This window comes from Nocardioides bruguierae, from assembly GCF_023656415.1.
Lineage (GTDB): Bacteria > Actinomycetota > Actinomycetes > Propionibacteriales > Nocardioidaceae > Nocardioides > Nocardioides bruguierae.
The window spans coordinates 36840-53690 of sequence record NZ_JAMOIL010000015.1 but is presented as its reverse complement, the minus strand read 5'-3'; the positions used below and the strand labels follow the sequence as shown (position 1 = coordinate 53690).

Below are 16851 nucleotides of genomic sequence, written 5' to 3'. Positions count from 1 at the left end.
AGGTCGACGAGGACCTGCCGGCGTCCGGCTCGGCGGTCGCCTCCGGCGAGGTGCGAGGAGCGGTCGTGACGACTGCGCGGAGCGTGCGCTGGGGCTACCGGGTGACGGTGGTCCTGGTGACGGCAGGACTGCTGGTGATCGGCCCCATCCGGATCGACCCGGAGAAGGCCGCCCAACGAGCCGAGGAGCGAGCCGAGGAGCGAGCCGAGCAGGTCAGCGGGATGGGTCTGCTGGCCGGCGTCCGCTGAGGGCCGTCAGCGCCCGAACAGCGACTTGGCCTCGTCCCAGCGGTGCTGCGGCACGTGCTTGAGCCCGATGAGGGCGTCGGCGAGCGGGACGCGCTCGATCTCGGTGCCGCGCGCCGCGACCAGGTGGCCCCAGCCCTCGGCGTGCGCGAGGTCGGTGGCGGCCATGCCGAAGCGGGTGGCGAGCACGCGGTCGTAGCCGGTGGGCGCACCGCCGCGCTGGACGTGGCCGAGGATCGCGGCCCGGGTCTCGATGCCCGTGCGCTCCTCGATCTGGTGGACGAGGTAGTCGCCGATCCCGCCCAGACGGGGCCGGCCGTCGGCCTCGAGGCCCTTCTCGGAGAGCACGTCCTCGTGGCCCTCGGGGATGAAGCCCTCGGCCACCACGACGAGCGGGCTGCGCCCGGACTCGTGCACCTGACGGACCCAGGAGCACAGCTCGCCCATGGAGACCCGCTGCTCGGGGATGAGGATGGCGTGGGCGCCCGCGGCGACGCCGGAGTGCAGGGCGATCCAGCCGACGTGGCGGCCCATGACCTCGGCGACCATGCAGCGGTGGTGGGACTCGCCGGTGGTGCGCAGCCGGTCCATCGCGTCGGTGGCGATCGCGACGGCGGTGTCGAAGCCGAAGGTGTAGTCCGTGCCCATCAGGTCGTTGTCGATCGTCTTCGGCACCCCGATGACTGGCAGGCCGGCGTCGGCCAGGCGCTTGGCTCCGGCCAGCGAGCCCTCGCCTCCGATGACGGCCAGGGCGTCGACGCCGAACTCCTTCAGGCGCTGCGCCACCACCTCGACGCCGCCGCCGTCGCCCTCGATGGGGTTCGTGCGGGACGTGCCCAGGATGGTGCCGCCCTGCCGGGAGAGGCCCCGGACGACGGTGCGGGGCAGCTCCATGACGTCCGCGTCGAGGACGCCGCGCCACCCGTTCCGGAAGCCGACGAACTCGTCGTCGTAGGTCTTGACGCCGCGCAGCACAGCACCGCGGATGACCGCGTTGAGGCCCGGGCAGTCGCCGCCGCTGGTGAGGAGACCGATCTTCACGTCGCCCACCCTCTCACTCCCGGCCAGACCGCGGGCAGTGACCGGGGCCACGTGCCCGCACCGTGGGACCGATCGGCCCGGCGCCCCTTCGACCGGCTCTCCGAACGGCGCCTCGGACCTGCCCTTCCGACCGGCCGGGACGCCGCCCGTTCCGCGCGCGGACTATCGTCGGAACCGTGTCTGGCTCCCCCCGCACCGACGCGCCGCCCGCCACCGCCGAGACGGCCCCCGGCGACCCGCACGAGGACGCGACGCTGCGCGCGCTCGGCCTGGAGGTGCTGCGGATCAACCGCCGCGGCCTGGTGAACCCGACCGGCACCCGGCTGGACGGCTCGGCCTACAAGATCCTGATGGCGCTGCGCCACCACGGCCCGCTCTCGGTGGGCGGGCTGGGCGAGCACCTGCACCTGGACGCCTCGACCACGAGCCGCCAGGTCAAGGCTGCGGTGGGCGCGGGCCTGGTCGAGCGGACGCTGGGCGAGGACGGGGCACACCTGGTGCGCCCGACCCCGGCCGGCACCACGGCCTACGAGAAGGACTCGGCGGTGCGCGCGGTGCACTGGCGGGCCGTCGTCCGCGAGCTGGGGCCCGAGCGCGCGCGACGCCTCGCCGAGGACCTCGCGGCCCTCAACGAGGCGATCGACGCGACGCAGGCCTGAGCGGCCCGCCCGGCAGGAGCGGGCCGGCACGGCTCGGCAGGCTCAGCCCGCGACCAGCTCGTCCTGCGCCTCGGCGGCCTGCACGGCGTCGGGACGCGTGGGGCGGCGCGGCACGCCGAGCACCAGCAGCACGCCGACGACCGCGGCGGCGGCACCGATGAGGAAGCACGCCGTGAAGGCGCCCTCGCTGGGCAGCGCGACGCCGGGGGCGAGCTCGGTGGTGTTGCTGGCGAGCACGGTGCCCATAACCGCGGCGGCCAGCGTGGTGCCGACCGAGCGGGTGAGCGCGTTGAGGCCCACGGCGGCACCGGCCTCGCGGGGCTCGGTGTTGTCCATGATGATCGTGGGCATCGCGGCGTAGCCGATGCCGACGCCGGAGGAGCAGATCAGCGCGGCGATCATCAGCTGCCAGGGGGCGCCGGTGAGCAGGGTGGCCACGAGGTAGCCGACGGAGAGGACGCCGGCGCCGATGGCGAGCGTGGTGCGCGCACCGACGGTGCCCATGAGCCGGCTCGAGACCGGTGCGAAGACCAGCATCATCAGGCCGCCGGGGGCCATCCACAGGCCGGCCGCGAGGATGGACTGACCCAGGCCGTAGCCGGTCGCCTCGGGCAGCTGGAGCAGCTGGGGCACGACGATCGACTGCGCCATCATGCCGAAGCCGATCGCGATGGCGGCCAGGTTCGTGAGCAGGACGGGGCGGCGCGCCGTGGCCCGCAGGTCGACGAGCGGGTCGTGGTGCCGCAGCTCCCAGGCGCCCCAGCCGACGAGGACGACGACGCCGCCGATCATCGCGCCGAGCGTGCGCGCGTCGCCCCAGCCCCAGTCGGTGGCCTGGGAGACGCCGACGAGGAAGGCGACGAGGCCGATGGCGAGGAGCAGCGCGCCGACCGGGTCGAGCGCGCCCTTCTCGCCCTGGCCGTCGTGGGTGTGCGGGACGACGGCGGCCACGAGCACCAGCACGACCAGCGCGGCGACGGTGGAGACCCAGAACAGGGTGTGCCAGTCCCCGACCTCGACGATCCAGGCGGAGAGCGGCAGGCCGATGGCGCCGCCGACACCGAGGGTGGCGCTGATGGTCGCGACGGCCGTGGCGGCCATCTTCGGCGGCACGATCTCGCGGACGAGCGCGATGCCGACCGGGATGAAGCCCATCGCCGTGCCCTGCAGCGCGCGACCCACGAGCACGGGGACGAGGCTGTCGGACAGGGCCACGATCACGGAGGCGACCGCCAGGATGCCGGCGCTGGCCAGCAGCACGGGCTTCTTGCCGACGAGGTCGGCGATCCGGCCGGCCAGCACCATGGTGACGGCGGCGGCCAGAAGGGTCACCGTGACCACCCACGCCGTGTCCGCGGCGTCGGCGTCGAGCAACCGGGGCAGCTCGGACTGGATCGGGATGACCAGCGTCTGGGTCAGCGCGGTCATGAGGCCGCCGAGGGCCAGGGCGGCCACGGCCAGCCCGGGACGGGCGGCGCGGGTGGGCGCGGGGTCGTTCATGCGGGGGGTCTCCTCAAGTCTGCGTCGTGCAATTGGTTGCCACTAGCACCTATATGCACGACACAACTGTACGGAGCGCCGCCGCATTCCGCGACGTGTCCCGAGTCACCCCTGAGGTGCAGCCGCCGGGGACGCATACCGCGTCCGCGCGCGCCCTCGATCTGCAGCGACGAGACGCGCGCGCGGGCCGTGAGCCTGCGAACGCTCGCGTCGAGTCGAGGAGTGACGAGCGAGGGTTACGAGCGCGCGGACATGCGACCGGAGGGAGCCATCAAGCAGACCGCTCCGTCACCCGCAGCACGTCCAGGAGGTACCGGGCGGCGTCGCCACCCTCGGCGAGCGCGACGTCGACGGCCGCGGGCACGTCCAGGTCGGCGAGCAGGGCAGCGAGCACGCGGTCGCGGCCGCTGCCGGCGTCCGCGCGCTCGGCGGGCGAGCCGGCCGCGGCGTAGAGCTTGTCCAGCGTCGTGGCGGCCGCCTCGAAGACGGCATCCTCGCACTCCCAGGGCTCGTGCCGGTCGCGGTGCAGCAGGCCGAGGCGGACGACGGGGCCGGGGAACCGGGTCAGCAGGTCGGCGACGAGCTCGAGGTTGCCCAGCGACTTCGACATCTTCACCCCGTCCTGCCGGACCTCGCCGACGTGCAGCGTGGCGCGGGCGAACGGGGTGACGTCGGTGGCCGCCTCGACCATGGCGGCCTGGTAGGCGTGGTGCGGGGACGCGAGGTCGGAGCCGCCGACCAGCACGTCGACGGAGGAGCCGAAGGTGGCCACGGCCATCGCGGCGCACTCCGCGTGCCAGCCGGGACGGCCCCAGCCCCACGGGCTCGGGAACGCGGGGTCACCCTCGGCCGAGGGGCGCCACACCGGCACGTCGAACTCGGACTCGCGACCGGGCACGTCGTGCTGGTCGCCGTAGGCGCGCGACAGCTCGCGCGCCTCGTCCACCTCGAGGCCGGCGCGCCCGGGGACCTCCGTGCCGCGGAAGTAGACGTAGCCCTCGCTCTCGTAGGCGGCGCCGTTGGTGAGCAGGGCGGCCGCGAGCCGGATGACGGAGGCGACGTGGGCGCGGGCCTTGGGCTCGTGCTTGGGGCGGGCGACGGCGAGGGCCTCCATGTCGCGGCCGAACTGGAACTGCTGCACCGAGGCCAGCTCGTCGTAGGGCTGGCCCGTGCGGGCGGCGGCGGCGGTGAGGACGTCGTCGACGTCGGTGATGTTGCGCGAGACCTCCGCCTTGGCGCCGGAGGCCTTCGAGACCGACGCGAGCAGGTCGGCCCACACGAACGTGGCGGCGTGGCCGACGTGCGTCACCGCGTAGGGGGTGATGCCGCAGGTGTAGACGCGCAGCGGCGCGACGGCCAGGAGCGGCGCGCCGTCCAGCACCAGGGGGGCCGGGACGGCGTCGTTGACCGGGTAACGGGCGGGAGCGGTGTCGGAGGCCACGGGTCGATCTTGCCGCACGGGGGCCGCCGAGCCACGGGTCGCCCGTCACCCGGTCCTGATGGACGGGTGCGTCAGGCCTGGCCGTAGCGGCGCAGGAACTTCTCGATGCGGCCCTCGGTGTCGATGGTGCGACCGCGGCCGGTCCAGAAGGGGTGGCTGCCCGCGGAGACGTCCACGTCGACGACCGGGTAGGCCTCCCCGTCGATCTCGACGGTGGGCAGGCCCTCGCGCCCGGCGAGGGTCGAGCGGGTCAGGACGAGCTGGTCGCCCTCGGCCGCGGAGCGGTCCCGGAAGACGACGGGGCCGTAGGTGGGGTGGATGTCGCGCTGCACGGTTCCTCCTGTTGAAGTGAGAACGATTATCGTTACTGTAACCGCACCGGCTCGCGGGATGTTCCTCGAGCCAGCCCCGAGAAGTGGAGAGAACCGTGAGCGACCTGCCCGACCCGCGCCCGCTGCACAGCACCGAGTCGCCGGCGACACCGGTGGTGGTCGTCACCGGCGTCGACCCGCACGCCCAGGACGCGGCGACCGTCGGCCTGCTGTGGGACCTGCCCCAGGCCGGTGGCCGTGCGACACACCATCGACGTCGAGCGGGCCCTGCTCGAGCGGGTGGTCAGCGACGCCACCGGCGAGCTGGAGCGCGAGGTCGTCGACCTCGACCACCTGTGCGTGACGTGCGCGCTGCGCGAGGACGTGCTGCCCACCGTGCTGCGCCTGGCCGGCGAGGGTCGGTGGGACTCCGTGCTCCTGCAGCTGCCGTCCTCGGCCCTCGCGGACCCGCTGTGCGACGCGCTGGCCCGCGACGCGGTGCTGCGGCGGACGCTGCGGGTGCACGCGGTCCTCGCCGCCACCGACGGGCGGACGACGGCCGACGACCTGCTCGGGGACGACCTGCTGCGCGAGCGCGGCTGGGGCACCTCGCCGGGCGACCACCGCGGGGTCGGCGAGGCGCTCGCGGCGCTGGTGGAGGCCGCCGACGTGGTCCTCGCCCCCGACGCGGCGCCGGTCGGTCGGCGGCTGCTCCGCACCCTGGCCGCCCCCGGTGCCGTCGTGCTCGGCTCGGCGGCGGACCTCGACGTCGCCGCCGTCGTCCGCGCCCCGCACCACGACCACCGGGCCCGGTTCGACTGGACCCGCGCGGACCGGCGGGTGCCGCTGCCGGTGCTCCCGCCGCAGCCGGACGCGGTGCAGGAGCGGGTCTGGCGCCTCGACCTCTCCTCCGACCGCCCCTTCCACCCCGCGCGCCTGCTCGCCGACCTCGGGCGGCTCGGGTCGGGGCGGCACCGCTCGCGCGGCTGCTTCTGGCTGCCCACCCGGACCGACGACGTCCTCGCCTGGGACGGGGCGGGCGGACAGCTCAGCATCGGCACCGTGCGCCCGTGGGGGCCGATCCGCCCGTTCACGCGGATCGTGGTCACCGGCGTGGGCGAGCGGCCCGCCCACCTGGTCGACGCGTTCGAGCACCTGCTGGTCACCGCCGAGGAGCTGGAGCTGCGCGGGCCGGCGTGGGAGACGGTCGAGGACGGCCTCGAGCCGTGGCTCGGGCCGCTGCGTCGCGCGGCCTGACCGACGCCCCGCTCCCCACCGGGGCGCGGGTGGCAGGCAGGATCGGGGTCATGACCGCCCCGACGCCCGACGCCTACTTCGTCCGCACCGCCCCGCAGGAGCTGGAGGCGACGCAGCACACGAGCGGCGCCTGGAACCCGGCGGAGCAGCACATCGCGCCGGTGCTGGGGCTGCTGGTGCACGAGGTCGTCCGCGACCTGGCGGCGCGTCGGCCGGACGACGGCCTCCAGGTGGGGCGGCTGTCCTTCGACATCACAGGCACGGTGCCGGTGGGGCACGTGGCCACGTCGGTGCGCGTGGTGCGGCCGGGCCGCACCGTCGAGCTGGTCGAGGCGACCGTGACCCACCGCAGCCGGGTCGTGGCCCAGCTGCGGGCGTGGCTGATGGCCCCGTTCGAGACGGCCTCGGTCGCTGGCACCCACGCCGAGCCGATCCCCTCCCGCGACGAGGTCGAGCCCTGGGACGCCTCCCAGGTGTGGGCGGGCGACTTCATCGCCTCCTCCCAGGTGCGGCGCCGCGAGATCGCGCCCGGCCGCGGCGTCACGTGGGTGCGCACCGGGATGCCGATCGTCGAGGGCGAGGAGACCTCGCCGGTGGCCCGGTTCGCGGGGCTGCTCGACATCGCCAACGGCATGACGCCGCGGGTGGCGCCCACCGACTGGCTGTTCCCGAACATCGACCTCTCCGCGCACCTGCTGCGTGCCCCGGTGGGCGAGTGGCTGGGCCTGGACACCCGTGTCTCCTTCGGCCCGGGCGGCCTCGGCGTGACCGCCACCGTGCTGCACGACGACAGCGGGCTGCTCGGCACCAGCACGCAGTCGCTCACGGTGCGTCCCGCGCGCTGAGCCCCTGCCGGGGCCGCCCGCTCGGTGCGCTCGGTGCGCTCAGTGCGCCCCGACCTCCACGAGCAGCACCCCGCCCACCACGAGCGCGAAGCCGACCAGCATCCGCGGGGTCAGCCGCTCGGCGAACAGCACCCGGCCGAGCAGCGCGGTGAGCACCACGCCGACCGCCGCCCACGTCCCGTAGGCGACCCCGAGCGGGAGCCCGGCGCGCAACGTGGCGGCGAGCAGCGCGAACGCGGCCGTGTAAGCGAGCGCCACCCACGTCAGCCACGCGACCCGGCCGCGGGCCGAGAGCGCGTCGTCCGCCGCCATCCGCAGGCCCACGGTGCCCGCGACCTCGCAGCCGATCGCCCCGGCGAGCAGCAGCCAGGCCGTCACGTCGGGTCCTCCGCCGCCGCGTGCGAGCCGGTCTCCACCAGCAGCACGCCGACCCCGATGAGCAGCACGCCGCCCGCGGTCAGCACCGTGAACGGCTCGCCGAAGAGCACGGTCGCCAGCACCGCCGTCAGTGCCACGCCGCCGGCGCCCCAGGCGCCGTAGGCCACGCCCAGGGGCAGCCAGGCGCGCAGCGTGAGGGCCAGCAGGGCGAACGCCGCGACGTAGCCGGCCACGACCAGGACGTACCAGCGCGGCTCGTCGATGGCCGCCTTCAGCCCCACCGACCCGGTCACCTCGCCGGCCACCGCTCCGGTGAGCAGCAGCCACGCGCGACGACGGTGCGTGCCCGCCCGACGGGCCTGCGAGTGCGGCTGGGTCATGCGGCGATCCTGTCAGGGCTGCAGCCGACTCCCGATCAGGGCTGCAGCCGACTCCCGAGGGTGAGGGCGAGGTGCAGCCGGAGCCGGGCCTGGCCGTCCTTGAGGTCGAGGCCGGTGCGCCGCTCGACCTGCGCGAGCCGGTGGTAGAGCGTCTGGCGGTGGATGCCGAGCACGTCGGCCGTGCGGGCGGCGCTGCCGGCGAGGTCGAGGTAGGTGCGGGCGGTGCGGACGAGGTCGGGCTCGTCGGCCGCGAGGAACTCTCCCAGGCGGCCCTCGAGCACGACGGCGGCCAGGTCGGCGTCGCGGGCCACGCCGAGCAGCCCCAGGACGCCGAGGTCGTCGGCTCGCTCGACCCGGCCACTGCCCCGGGCCACCCGCAGCGCGGTGCGGGCCCCGTCGTGCGAGGCCCGGAGGTCCTCGGCGCGGGGCACCACCCGACCCACGCCCACCTGCACGGTGCCGTCGGCCGGCAGCCACGGCCCGCTCACGCCGAGCGCGCGCAGCTGCTCGAGCGGGGCCTCCTGGGCCCGCACGACGGACGGTCGGGCCACGGCCACGACCAGCCCGCCGTCGTCCTCGACCCAGACGGTGCCGGGCCGCGAGGGCAGGCCGTCGATGCGCGCGGCCCAGGTGGGCTCGGGTGCCAGCAGCAGGCAGACCAGCGGCTCGTCCGTGCGCAGGCCGGAGCCGGCCAGCAGGGCGGCCGCGGCGGGCCGCGCCTCGCGGGCGTCGCCGTGCAGGAGGTCGCGGAAGGCGGCGGTGCGGCGGGCCTGGCGGCGGCCGGTGTGGGAGAGCAGCGCGCCGGCGGTCTCCGCGATGCGGGCGACCTCGGCGGCGGTCTCGCTGCCCGGCTCGGGGAGCAGGCGCTCGTGCGGGTCGAGCAGCCAGAACCAGCCGTGCAGGCGGCCGAGGTAGCGCACCGGCACGCAGACGCGCGGCGTCATGCGGCGCTCGGTGTCCCCGGGCGTGCGCAGCGGCGCCTCCGCCTCCGCCACGCCTTGGGCGAGGAACCAGGCGCGCACCTCGGCGGTCGAGCGGCGGGTGAGGATGGACGCCTGGCGCACGTCGTCGGTCTCCGCCTGGCCGGAGTAGGCGAGCAGGCCGAAGGACTCGTCCTCCAGCGTGCAGGGGCCGCCGAGCAGGTGCGAGAGCTCCTCGACGAGATCGTCCACGGCACTCATCCACGTCCCCCTCACCGGCACCCGCGCATCAGACACCTGCACCAGATCATGCCCTGATCGCGTGGCACCTGTCGCTGTCAGGGGCCTCCGATGCCGACCTACCGTGGTGTGACTGGCAACGCACCAGCCCATCCACCCGACGCCTCGGAGGCCCTCGTGCTCGGTCCCGTCCTCCTCACCGCCTCGCGCTCCGCCCGCACCCGGGCCGCCGTCGAGGGATTCGCCCCGACCCGCAAGGTCGTCGACCGCTTCGTGGCCGGCGAGACCACCGCCGAGGGCGTCGCGACCTCCCGCGAGCTCGCCGCCGCGGGCCTGGCAATCACCGTCGACCACCTCGGCGAGGACGTCACCGACCTGGCCGGCGCGCAGGCCGTCCGGGACGCCTACCTCGAGCTGATCACCGGCCTCGCGCCGCTGGCGCTGGAGGCCGAGGGCGGCCGCTCCGGTGCCGCCGAGGTCTCCGTCAAGCTCTCCGCGCTGGGCCAGGCCCTGCCGCTGGACGGTCACGACATCGCGCTGCGTCACGCCCGCGATATCACCGAGGCCGCGGCCGTCGCCGGCGTCTGGGTGAACGTCGACATGGAGGACCACACCACCATCGACTCCACCCTCGCGATCACCCACGAGCTGCGCGAGACGCACCCGTGGGTGGCCACCGTGCTCCAGGCCAACCTGCACCGCACCGAGGACGACGTCGAGGCGATGGCCAAGGCCGGCGCCCGCGTCCGCCTCGTCAAGGGCGCCTACAAGGAGCCCGCGACCGTGGCGTTCCAGGACAAGGCGGACGTCGACGCCGCCTACCGCCGTCACGTCGCCACCCTCATGGCCTCCGACGCCACCCCGATGGTCGCCACCCACGACCCGGCGATGATCGAGCTGGCCGTCGCCACCGCCGTGGCCGCCCGCCGCGAGCCGTCCTCGTGGGAGCTGCAGATGCTCTACGGCATCCGCACCGACCTCCAGCGCGAGCACGCGGCCGCCGGTCGCACCGTGCGCGTCTACATCCCCTACGGCACCGACTGGTACGGCTACTTCATGCGCCGCCTCGCCGAGCGCCCCGCCAACGTCGCCTTCTTCCTCAAGGCGCTGGCAACCTCCTGACCCGTGACAGTTGCTGCCGACTCACCGCCGAGTCGGCAGCAGCTTTCAGCCGGCGGGGGTGAGGGACGGCAGCAGGGGCGCCAGGACGGCGGCGAGCCGCTCGCCCACCAGCGCGTGCCCGGCCACCTCCAGGTGGAGCCGGTCGGGCAGCGGGTGGGCCGCCTCGTCCTCGGCCCCGAAGAGGGCGAGGCCGTCGACCAGGTGCAGGTGCGGGTCCTCGCGCCGGGCCACGACCTCGGCCATCACCTCGCGGACGACCTCGAGCGTCAGCCGCCCGGCGGCGACCTCGGCCGGGTCACCGGTGGCGGCGAACGCGACGCGTCCCTCGGCCAGCGCCGCCGGGTCGAACGCGGCCGGGCCGGGCGTGGCCTCGTGGATCGCGCAGTGCAGCGCGCTGACCAGCACCACCGGGGTGGTCGGCTGGCCGTCGCGCACGGTGTCGAGCCAGCCGTGCAGCGCCGGGCCGAGCGCGCGGCGCCGCATCAGGTCGGCGTTGACCAGGTTGATGCCCAGCTCCATCGAGACCAGCTCGGCGGGCAGGTCGCGGATCGTGCGGGCGACGAACGGGTCCAGCAGCGCGCTGCCGCCCAGGCCGAGGCTGGTCAGGTGCGCGCCGGTGCGGCGGGCGGCGTCGACCACGAACGTGCCGGTCGGGGACGCCGCGTTCGAGCCCTGGCTCAGCGAGGAGCCGTGGTGCACCCACCGCGGCACCTCGACCGGCACCGGCTCGGCGGGCGCGTCGGTGCGCACCGCCACCAGCTCGGTGGTCTCGTCGTGGGGCAGCCACAGCGTCAACGTCTTCTCGCCCGCGGGCAGGTCGGCGAACCGCAGCGTGCCGACGGGGCCGGTCTCGTGGGTGCGGGCACCGGTGGCCAGGTCGATCCGCTCCACGTCGCCCTCGGCCAGGCTCGCGCGGGCGACGATCGTGCCGGCCCCACCGGAGGCGACCTCCAGCTCGTGCACGCCGTCGGGCCGCGGCGGGGCGCCGGGGTAGACGCGCTTGGTGGGCACGGCATCCACCTCGAGCACGGTGGCGGCGGTACGCAGCACCAGGCGGACGCCGGCGGGCTGGCCCTCGGCCATGAGCAGCTGCGGGTCCGGGCACTGGCGACGCGCCCAGGCGGGCAGCCGGTGCGGGCGGACGCCGCGGTCGGTGGTCTCCAGCTCGACGTGGCCGTGCAGGAAGGGGGACGGGTCGTGCGTGATCAACGGTCTGCTCCGGGTGCGGGGTTGGCGGGGGTGGCGAGCGGCGTGGTGGGCCAGTGCCTGAGCGCTGCGTCGAGGGCCTCGATCGCCGCGCGCCAGGACTCCTCGGCGCCGGGCGTCGAGTGGTCGAAACCGCCTGAGGCCTCGAGGCTGACGAACCCGTGCAGCACGGAGCCGACGAGCCGGACGGCGTGCACGGTGGCCGCCTCGTCCAGGCCGTAGCCGCGCAGGGTGGCGGCGGTGAGCCGCGAGGTGCGGACGCCGTCACTGGCGGCGGCCTGCTGCGGGGTGAGCGGGAGGCGGGCTGCGGCGGAACGGCCGGGGTGGACGCGGGCGTGGTCGCGATAGGCGTCGGCCAGGGCGTGCAGGGCCTCGCGGCCGGCGAGCCCCGCCACCGCCTCGGCGGTGGCGTCGGCGATCTCGGTGTGCGCGAGCATCGCGACCCGCAGCCGGAGGTCGTCGGCACCCGCGACGTGGGCGTAGAGGCTCGCGACCTTCACGTCGAAGCGGCGGGCGAGGGCGGAGAGCGTCACGGCCTCGAGCCCGGCCTCGTCGGCGAGGTCCGCGGCCGCTCGGGTGAGCACCTCGGTGGTGAGTCCTGCGCGTGGCATCCCGTCTCCTCTCCTCGTCCTGACTACTGCACTATGGCATCTACCTAAAGGCTGTAGGTAATGGACGTGGCGAGCGCGACAGACGCACCTACCCCCTCGGACCAGGCGAGCCGGGCACGTGCCTCGCTAGCGTCGATGTAGTTGCCGGCACCAACCACCTCGATCCGCCGGCGGGAGGCCCACCGCGATGTCGCAGACCAGCACACGTCCGTCCCAGGCAGAGCAGGAGACCCCGCGCCGACTCGGCGCCGGGCCGGCGTTCGCCATGGCGGCGGTGCTGCTGGTGACGATGATCGGCACCACGCTGCCGACCTCGCTCTACTCCCGCTACGAGGAGCGGATCGGCTTCGGCGTCGAGATGACCGCGGTCGTCTTCGCGGTCTACGCGCTCGGTGTGATCGTGGCGCTGCTGGTGACGGGACGCTGGTCGGACACGCTCGGCCGCAAGCCGCTCATGGCCGCCGCGCTCACGGTCGGGATCGCGTCCGACGTCGTCTTCCTCTTCGCCTCCGACCACCTCGGCGTGCTGCTGGCGGGCCGCGTGGTCTCCGGCCTCTCGGCCGGCATCACGGTGGGCACGGCCAGCGTCTTCATCGTGGAGACGGCGGCGGGACGCCTCGGCTCCCGCGCCTCCGACCTCGGTGGCGGCGCGAACATGCTGGGGCTGGGCCTCGGGCCGGTCCTCGCGGCCGTGCTGGTCGCGTTCGGGCCGTGGACGTTCCAGCTCACCTACCTGGTGCACGCAGCGCTCTGCGTCGTCGGTCTGCTGGTCCTGTCGACCGCGCGGGAGACGGTGGACAAGCCCTCGCCCCGACCCGCCGGTGCGCTGTCGCCGCTGAAGCCGGCACTGCCCGCGGAGGTCCGGGCCGACTTCGTGCGGGTCTCGATCCTCGCGTTCGCCGGGTTCGCCGTCTTCGGGCTCTACACCGCCCTGATCCCGACGGTCACCGCCGACGTCCTCGGCATCTCCGCCGCCGTCCCGGTCTCGCTGATCATCCTGGTCGCCTACGCCGCCTCCCTGCTCGGCCACCAGGTCGTGCGGCCGCTCTCGGAGCGCAACGCCACGCTCGTCGCCGTCGCGCTGCTCGTGGCCGGCATGGCCTGCCTCGCCCTCTCGCTGTGGCAGGCCTCGACCGTCGCGATCGTGTTCGCGGGGCTCTTCGGCGGCGCCGGCCAGGGCGTGGCGTTCAACCGCGGCCTCGGCGTGCTGACCTCGCGGGCACCCGGCGACCAGAAGGGCGCCGTGACCTCGACGTTCTTCGTGGTCTGCTACGTCGCGATCTCCGTGCCGGTGATCCTCGCGGGCATCCTCGTGGCGCACCTGGGCGCCGAGGTCGCGGGCCTGTGGTTCGCGCTGGCCGTCGCCGTGCTGGCGGTGGTCGCCGGCGTGCTCACCCTGGCGCAGGAGCGTCGCCAGGGCTGAGCCTCGGCCCTGGGCAGAACGGGGGCAGAACGGGGCAGAATGGAGGTGCGCCTGTCGGCGCACGACCGTAGGTTCGCCCGGTGACCAGCCCGGCGAGCAGCCCCCTGAGAGTGCCGGCGTTCCGCTGGTTCTTCACCGCCGAGGTCGTCAGCGCCATCGGGTCGGCGGGGTCGGGCATCGCGCTGGCGTTCGCGGTGCTGGAGATCTCCGGCTCTCCTGCCGCCGTCGGCTGGGTGCTGGCTGCCTCCACCATCCCGATGGTCACCCTCATGCTCGTCGGCGGGGCCGTGGCCGACCGGTGGCCGCGGACCCTCGTGCTGCGGGGCACCAACGCAGTCATGTTCGCGACGCAGGGGCTGGCCGCCGTCCTGGTGCTGACCGGCGTCGCCGAGATCTGGCACCTGGTGGTGCTCGGACTGGTCAACGGCACGGCCGAGGCGCTGGGGTACCCGGCGTTCCACGGGATGATCCCGGTGCTGCTGCCGGCCGAGCGGCGCAAGGCCGGGTACCTGCTGTTCAGCCAGGCCAGCAGCGCGACCGGGATCGTGGGGCCGGCCCTGGTGGGCCTGGTGGTCGCGACCGCCGGACCGGGCTGGGCGATGGCCTTCGACGCGGCCACCTACCTGTTCGCCGCGGTCTTCCTCGGGCTGCTGCGGCTGCCCCGCTCGGAGCGCGCCGCCTCGCGCAGCAGCGTGCTGGCCGACGTCCGGGCCGGGTGGACCTACGCCCGCGAGCTCGGCTGGGTGATCCCGGTGTCGTCGTACTCGCTGGTGTTCAACGCGCTCATCGCGGGCGGCATCGGCGTGCTCGGGCCCGTCATCGCGGAGGGCACGATCGGTTCCGACGGGTGGGGCCTCGCCCGGTCGGCGCAAGCCGTGGGCGTCATCGTCTTCGCCTGGCTGCTCGGCCGCGCGTTCGCGGGGCGCTTCCTGCGGCGCCCCCTCGTCGCCTGCATCGTCGGGTTCGGCGTGCTCGGGACGCCCATCCTGGCGCTCGGCCTCGCCGGGCCGCTGCCGGTGCTGATGGCCGCGTTCCTGGTCGCCGGTGGTGGCTCCGCGCTCATCGAGGTGACCTGGGGGCTCGTGGTCGCCGAGAAGGTGCCCGAGGAGATGCTGTCGCGCATCCAGTCGATCGACGGGTTCTTCTCGTTCGTCGGCATGCCCGTCGGCCAGCTCGTCGTCGGCCCGCTGGCCGTCGCCATCGGCACCCGTGACGTCGAGCTCGGGCTCTACGTGCTCTTCCTCGGCGTGATGGTCGCCGGGCTGCTGCGGCCGGTGCTGCGGCGGGTCGAGCTGGACGAGCCCGCGCGGGTCTAGCGACTGCCGTCGACGGACCGGAACAACCTCCGGCCGCTGCCCGGTCGATCGCGTCTCCGCAGGTCAGGGGGACGCGGGCCGCGGCCTGCTGGACGTCCGGTGCGTTGTTCCGGTTCGTCGACGGGAGCCTGCAGGTGCTCAGACGAGGGGGACGACCTTCTCCGCGAACCGCTTCTGGTCGGCCACGTAGTCGGGGAAGGTGAGCGCGACCGCGTCGACGCCCGCGGCCTCGAGCGAGCGCAGGGACGCCGCGACCCGCTCGTAGGAGCCGACCAGCTGCGGGGAGAAGAAGCAGGCCCCCGCGACGACGGCCGCCCGGTCGTCGTCCGGCATGGTGACGCCCTCGAGGACGCGCTCCTGCACCCGCAGATTGCCCTTCGAGGCCTCGCCCTCGGTGTCCTTGCGGGCCGCGCCCGAGAGGTTGGCCATCGCCACGCGGTCGACGTGGTCGGCGTACCGCATGGCCTCCTCGATCGCCTCCTCGTCGGTCTCGCGGGCGATGATCCCGAGCAGGGCGGCGGGGGCGACGGCCCGGTCGAACACGGACGCGCCCTGGACGAGGCGGGCGCTCGCGTCCGCGATCACCTCGTGGTCGCCGAGGATGAACGAGACGTCGGCGAGCTCGGCGGCGGCCGCGGTGGAGGCGGGCGACTGGCCGGCCATGATCACCGGCACCGGGCTCGGCGGGATCGGCTGCACGAGGCAGTCCTCGAGGTCGAAGAACTCGCCGTGGTGCGTGAGGCGCCCCGTGGCCCACAGGCCGCGCAGCACGCGGATGTACTCGGCGACGTAGCGGTACCGGTCGGCGTAGTAGGAGTCACCGGGCCACACGCCCATCGGCGCGTACTCGTCGCGGTTCCACCCGCCCACGATGTTGAGGCCGAAGCGGCCGCCCGAGGCGTCCTGGATGGTGGCGGCCATCCGCGCGACCACGGCCGGGTTCATCGAGAGCACCCCGACCGACGCCCACAGCCCGATCCGCGACGTGTGCCCCGAGAGCGCCGACATGAGCGTCAGGGACTCGACGCTGCGGTCCATGAACCCGTCGCCGTCGACGCCGTACCCGCGGAACTTCACCATCGAGAACGCGAAGTCGAAGCCCAGCTCCTCGGCGCCCACGGTGATCTCGCGCAGCAGCTCGAACGTGGGCTCGTAGCTCGGCGAGGCGTGGGAGTAGATGTAGCCGTCGTTGGTGGTGGGCAGGAAGACGCCGTACTTCACGTCTGGCTCCTTCGGTCGCGGGGACGAGGCGGGGCGGCAGGACCTCCAGTGCAACCGCACGGCGTTCCCGACGGCTGTCGGTGGGATTGAGCGTTCGTTACGCGGGCCGCCGTGGACCAGGGGCGCGACGCCGGCAGCGCTGACCAGCCACGACGGAGGAACGGGCCGTCGGGCGACGCGATGTCCGCCGTCCAGCGGGGCGGTCCGCCGGGGCCTTTCGGTTTCGAGACAGGACTTCGTCCTTCCTCCACCATCGGCCGGCCGGCGTCGTCCTTCCTCCACCATCGGCTGCCTGCCCGAGCAGCGGGCAGCCCCTCCCCGTGGGTGGGGCGGGTGCGGCAGGCTGGCGGCATGGACGTCCTGCGCAGCAAGACCCTGCTCCGCCCGCCGGACCTGCGGCGGGCCAAGCACTTCTACGGCGAGGTGCTGGGCCTGAGCGTGATGCGCGAGTTCGGCGACCCGGCCGAGCTGTCGACGGTCTACTTCCTCGGCGGCGGGGCGCTGGAGCTGACCGGGCCGCCGGGCCCGCCGGCCACCGGCGTCACCCTGTGGCTGCAGGTGCCGGACGTCGCGGTCGAGCACGCACGCCTGGCGGTCCAGGGGGTGACCGTCACCCAGGAGCCGCAGCTGATGCCCTGGGGCCTGGTGGAGTGCTGGATCACCGACCCCGACGGGGTCGCCATCGCGCTCGTCGAGGTGCCGCCCGAGCACCCGCTGCGCCGCGACCCCCGCTGA

Annotated in this window: 18 protein-coding genes; 8 read left to right on the top strand and 10 right to left on the bottom strand. The window is 74.7% G+C overall.

What is annotated here, in order from left to right; genetic code table 11:
- Positions 1-65: 65 nt before the first annotated feature.
- Positions 66-248: a hypothetical protein gene (locus M8330_RS12905; RefSeq protein WP_250827667.1), complete on the top strand. Its 183-nt coding sequence runs from the start codon at positions 66-68 to the stop codon at positions 246-248.
- Between the two features lie 6 nt (positions 249-254).
- Here the strand turns inward: M8330_RS12905 and M8330_RS12900 are convergent, their stop codons facing one another.
- Complete coding sequence (locus M8330_RS12900) at positions 255-1286, bottom strand: ATP-dependent 6-phosphofructokinase (protein WP_250827666.1); 1032 nt, start codon at positions 1284-1286, stop codon at positions 255-257.
- A gap of 176 nt (positions 1287-1462) precedes the next feature.
- Here M8330_RS12900 and M8330_RS12895 point away from each other — a divergent pair, with 176 nt between their 5' ends.
- Entirely contained in the window at positions 1463-1945 is a 483-nt protein-coding gene (locus tag M8330_RS12895; RefSeq protein WP_250827665.1) for a MarR family winged helix-turn-helix transcriptional regulator, read from the top strand.
- A 42-nt stretch (positions 1946-1987) separates the two neighbouring features.
- Here M8330_RS12895 and M8330_RS12890 read toward each other — a convergent pair whose 3' ends face one another.
- From M8330_RS12890 to M8330_RS12880, 3 genes are all read right to left on the bottom strand, one after another.
- Positions 1988-3445, bottom strand: coding sequence for an MFS transporter (locus M8330_RS12890; protein WP_250827664.1), 1458 nt, complete (start codon positions 3443-3445; stop codon positions 1988-1990).
- A gap of 271 nt (positions 3446-3716) precedes the next feature.
- Complete coding sequence (locus M8330_RS12885; RefSeq protein WP_250827663.1) at positions 3717-4886, bottom strand: cysteine--tRNA ligase; 1170 nt, start codon at positions 4884-4886, stop codon at positions 3717-3719.
- A 71-nt stretch (positions 4887-4957) separates the two neighbouring features.
- Positions 4958-5218 carry a type B 50S ribosomal protein L31 gene (locus M8330_RS12880; protein WP_250827662.1) on the bottom strand — a complete coding sequence of 87 codons (261 nt, stop codon included), beginning with the start codon at positions 5216-5218 and terminating at the stop codon, positions 4958-4960.
- A gap of 237 nt (positions 5219-5455) precedes the next feature.
- Here M8330_RS12880 and M8330_RS22480 point away from each other — a divergent pair, with 237 nt between their 5' ends.
- The gene (locus M8330_RS22480) at positions 5456-6454 is read left to right on the top strand and encodes a GTP-binding protein (RefSeq protein ID WP_250827661.1); all 999 of its coding nucleotides are present in this window, start codon (positions 5456-5458) and stop codon (positions 6452-6454) included.
- A gap of 50 nt (positions 6455-6504) precedes the next feature.
- Complete coding sequence (locus M8330_RS12870; RefSeq protein ID WP_250827660.1) at positions 6505-7299, top strand: thioesterase family protein; 795 nt, start codon at positions 6505-6507, stop codon at positions 7297-7299.
- Positions 7300-7338: 39 nt separating this feature from the next.
- On the opposite strand, the gene M8330_RS12865 is transcribed toward M8330_RS12870, so the two are convergent.
- From M8330_RS12865 to M8330_RS12855, 3 genes are read right to left on the bottom strand one after another with little or no spacing between them, the layout of a single operon-like run.
- Positions 7339-7677: a DMT family transporter gene (locus M8330_RS12865; RefSeq protein ID WP_250827659.1), complete on the bottom strand. Its 339-nt coding sequence runs from the start codon at positions 7675-7677 to the stop codon at positions 7339-7341.
- Positions 7674-8057: a DMT family transporter gene (locus M8330_RS12860; protein ID WP_250827658.1), complete on the bottom strand. Its 384-nt coding sequence runs from the start codon at positions 8055-8057 to the stop codon at positions 7674-7676. Before M8330_RS12860 ends, M8330_RS12865 begins: the two co-directional genes overlap by 4 nt.
- A 35-nt stretch (positions 8058-8092) precedes the next feature.
- Positions 8093-9238, bottom strand: a complete 1146-nt coding sequence (locus M8330_RS12855) for a PucR family transcriptional regulator (protein WP_250827657.1) — start codon at positions 9236-9238, stop codon at positions 8093-8095.
- Positions 9239-9394: 156 nt separating this feature from the next.
- Between M8330_RS12855 and M8330_RS12850 the strand changes: the two genes are divergently transcribed.
- Entirely contained in the window at positions 9395-10339 is a 945-nt protein-coding gene (locus M8330_RS12850; protein WP_250827656.1) for a proline dehydrogenase family protein, read from the top strand.
- 45 nt (positions 10340-10384) lie between these two features.
- Here M8330_RS12850 and M8330_RS12845 read toward each other — a convergent pair whose 3' ends face one another.
- Both M8330_RS12845 and M8330_RS12840 read right to left on the bottom strand, forming a co-directional pair.
- Positions 10385-11548 carry an SGNH/GDSL hydrolase family protein gene (locus tag M8330_RS12845; RefSeq protein ID WP_250827655.1) on the bottom strand — a complete coding sequence of 388 codons (1164 nt, stop codon included), beginning with the start codon at positions 11546-11548 and terminating at the stop codon, positions 10385-10387.
- A complete protein-coding gene (locus M8330_RS12840; RefSeq protein WP_250827654.1) occupies positions 11545-12156 on the bottom strand; it encodes a TetR/AcrR family transcriptional regulator in 612 nt (203 codons plus the stop codon). Before M8330_RS12840 ends, M8330_RS12845 begins: the two co-directional genes overlap by 4 nt.
- A 187-nt stretch (positions 12157-12343) precedes the next feature.
- On the opposite strand from M8330_RS12840, the gene M8330_RS12835 reads away from it, so the two are divergent.
- Together M8330_RS12835 and M8330_RS12830 are read left to right on the top strand one after the other, a co-directional pair.
- Positions 12344-13579 (top strand): MFS transporter, encoded by a 1236-nt coding sequence (locus M8330_RS12835; RefSeq protein WP_250827653.1) that lies wholly within the window; start codon positions 12344-12346, stop codon positions 13577-13579.
- 80 nt (positions 13580-13659) lie between these two features.
- Complete coding sequence (locus M8330_RS12830) at positions 13660-14895, top strand: MFS transporter (RefSeq protein WP_250827652.1); 1236 nt, start codon at positions 13660-13662, stop codon at positions 14893-14895.
- 138 nt (positions 14896-15033) lie between these two features.
- On the opposite strand, the gene M8330_RS12825 is transcribed toward M8330_RS12830, so the two are convergent.
- Entirely contained in the window at positions 15034-16116 is a 1083-nt protein-coding gene (locus M8330_RS12825; RefSeq protein ID WP_250827651.1) for an LLM class flavin-dependent oxidoreductase, read from the bottom strand.
- Between the two features lie 351 nt (positions 16117-16467).
- Here M8330_RS12825 and M8330_RS12820 point away from each other — a divergent pair, with 351 nt between their 5' ends.
- A complete protein-coding gene (locus tag M8330_RS12820; protein WP_250053582.1) occupies positions 16468-16851 on the top strand; it encodes a VOC family protein in 384 nt (127 codons plus the stop codon).